Genomic DNA, 2931 nt, shown 5'->3' with positions numbered 1-2931 from the left:
GCTCGCTATTCGCGTTGTCCCATTCCTTGCATTGCATAAAAATCCAAGAAGAAAAGCAGACAGTGATTTAATCAGCGCTTCCCTTGACGGCCCCTTCAGGGCTGAGGGTTCCGGATTGCCCTTCGGGCAATGCTTATAAATGCCGCCTTCCGGCGGCGGGCGGCCGGAAGCCGGAAGCCGACAGCCGATAGCCGGAAGCCGACAGCCCACTAGCCCACTAGCCCACTAGCCCACCAGCACATCATCCCCCTATTTCCCCGTCCCTCTTCTTTTTTTATATAGTATAATAAAACCAAAGCAGTCATCCGATAAAGAGAAGGAAGGGATCCCATGATACACATTGCTCTGATTGATGATAATCCTACGGACATAGACATTGGAAAGCAGTACCTCAAGGCCTATTTCAAAGGCCGCTGTGATGCGGCCAATATGGAAATCAACGTCACGTCCTACATGGACGGGCCTTCTTTTCTTGCGGATTTCCGTCCCGGTGAATTCGATCTCATCCTTCTGGATATCTATATGCCCCAGATGGAAGGCACCGACGTGGCTAAGGAAATACGGAAGCTGGATGAGGGCGTGAAAATCATATTTCTCACCACCAGCCGGGAACACGCCCTGGAGAGATATAAGGTCTTTGCCTCCGGCTACATCCTGAAACCTGTGGTGAGCCACAAGAAGGAACTCTTCCGTGCCCTGGACCATGCCCTGCCGAAGGGCTCCCTGAAGCCTGCAGTGCTTTCCACCAAGATTCCGGGGTGCGAAACCCTCCGCATCCCCTTCAGCCGCATTCTTTACATGGACTGCAGCGAAGGAAGAAACGCGTCCATTCACCTCATGGATAAAACCATCAATACCACCAACACCTTTCAGGAGCTCTCCGCCGGCCTGGCGGAAGACCCCCGCTTCTTTGAATGCTACCACCGCCTTATGGTGAACATGGACTACATCGAATCCATGGAAGAAGACTCCTTCCTGCTGAAAGGAAATCTGTCCGTCCCCATCAGCAGACGAAAGAAAAAAGAAGTGAAACAGCATTATATGCAGTATATGCTGGGGAAATGATGGGCCGCTCTGCGAATCTTTATTGTCCACTGTGCACATCCTGCATAGGATGTGCAAGTCGGGCGAAGTAAGGCGCCTGGCCTGCCCATAAAGGCGCTTTCCTTTTGTCGCCCGACCGATACTGCGGGGGGAAGATGGTACGCAGTGCCAAAGGGGGACGGGCCCTGCGGGCCCGAAGGTTGTGGTATCGCCGCTTTCGCGGCGATGCATTTTATAAACCACCCTCCGTGGGTGGTGGACGCCTTTTAAGTTATATAAGGCACCTGAACCTTTTAGGGAAGCGCTGATTAAATCACTGTCTGCTTTTATTCTTGAATTTTTATGCAATGCNNGCATAAAAATTCTTATAAAAGCAGACTCTATGAATTAATCAGTGCTTCCTTAGCACAATCCCCCGCCTGCAAAACAGGTGTAACCTTTTATTTCTTCATTTCCAAAGGAGGTCTCTATGAGAGCCGCTATTCCTTTAGCCCTTTGCGTGGTGCTGGCCCATCTGGCGGGCCGGTATCTGTGGTTTGAATCATTCCGCCATTTTCTGCCCGAACGCAGCCGGAACCGGATGATTCTTTCCTTTTTCATCCTCGGTACCCTGAATGTGGCCTTTTATCTTTGGATTTTTTCCTATCCTGCCTACATGATTATGGCCTATAAAGGCTCCATAGTCTTAGGCTGGATTCCCTATGTGCTTCTTTCCTTCTACTGGCTTCCCCGCCTCATAGCCCAGCAGATTTTCGTATTCGGTATGCAGGGACTCTGGCTTCCCCTTCTTCACACCATCAGCATGTTTACAGTAATCCATTTCTTTGGCGGCGGCGAAACGCCGGAGAAGCTTGTACATGGAGCTTTCATTCTACCTCATCTATTTCATGGTGTTCCTGCCCCTTTCGGCCCATATGTTCCGCCACATGGTACCTTCCCGGCAGCTCATCAATGACAAGGCCTACGGCTACTACATCGCCATTCTTCCCATACTCATCGCCTCTATCCAGATTCCCGTCAGCATGGATGAAGGGCTGTGGACCATGGACAAGCTTCTGTCCCGACTCATTTCCTTCACCGTTTTCTGGGCCCTCTACCGCTATGTGGCCCTGCAGGCCAGGGATCTGGAAACGGAAGTGCTTCTCAAAAGTTCCAATGAAATCCAGCAGAAGGCCATCCGTTTCTTCCAGAACAATATGCTGCTGATACAGGCCAGCATGAAACGGTTCTCCATCCTGCGCCATGATATGCGCCACCAGATCAATGTCCTCTACAGCCTCATCAGCAGCGGCAAAAATGAAGAAGCACTGCAGCTGCTTCGGGGATTTGACGAACACCTGGAAAAAACGGCGGTTCACCCCTTCAGCCTGAACCCCTTCGTCAATGCCGTCCTTTCCTTATACATCACTAAGGCCAGAGACGCCGGCATCCCCGTCACCTGCCGCGTCAATTTCCCCGACGACCTGCCCCAAGTGCAGGAAAGGCTCACCTTCACCCTGGCCAACCTTCTGGAAAACGCCATCCGCGTATCGGAAAAGCAGGACAAGGACAAACGGTTTCTCCGCCTCACCCTGCAGACCAAGGGCCGCCAGGTGGTGCTCTCCGTAGAAAACTACTGCGCCGAACCCATCCGCTTCGACCGGGAAGGCTATCCCATGACCGATGAGCCCGGCCACGGCACCGGCATGACCTCCATCCGCCACTTCATCGCCTACTATAAGGGTTATAAGAACTTCAGCCAGGAAAATGGGGTGGTGCGTTTTGAAATCTATTTCACCCTGCCGGAGGAAAGAAAGGGTTCATAGGGGTTCTCTCTATTTCATTGTGCCCCCGTTTGCATGGCACCTGAACCCTCTACACTATGGAAGCACTGATTAATTCATAGAG

The 2931-nt window shown here is 51.9% G+C and carries 3 protein-coding genes; all 3 read left to right on the top strand.

Annotated elements, in window-relative coordinates; genetic code table 11:
* Nucleotides 1-330: 330 nt before the first annotated feature.
* On the top strand, nucleotides 331-1065 hold the full coding sequence (locus tag B2Y11_RS04880; protein ID WP_291056888.1) for a LytR/AlgR family response regulator transcription factor: 735 nt from the start codon (nucleotides 331-333) through the stop codon (nucleotides 1063-1065).
* A 448-nt stretch (nucleotides 1066-1513) separates the two neighbouring features.
* Nucleotides 1514-1999, top strand: a complete 486-nt coding sequence (locus B2Y11_RS04875; protein WP_291056886.1) for a hypothetical protein — start codon at nucleotides 1514-1516, stop codon at nucleotides 1997-1999.
* Nucleotides 1902-2849, top strand: coding sequence for a sensor histidine kinase (locus B2Y11_RS04870; RefSeq protein WP_291056884.1), 948 nt, complete (start codon nucleotides 1902-1904; stop codon nucleotides 2847-2849). Before B2Y11_RS04875 ends, B2Y11_RS04870 begins: the two co-directional genes overlap by 98 nt.
* Nucleotides 2850-2931 lie beyond the last annotated feature (82 nt).

It is taken from the genome of Dialister sp. UBA1703 (assembly GCA_002320515.1).
Taxonomy (GTDB): Bacteria; Bacillota; Negativicutes; order Veillonellales; family Dialisteraceae; genus Dialister.
This window is presented reverse-complemented; position numbering and strand designations above follow the sequence as displayed.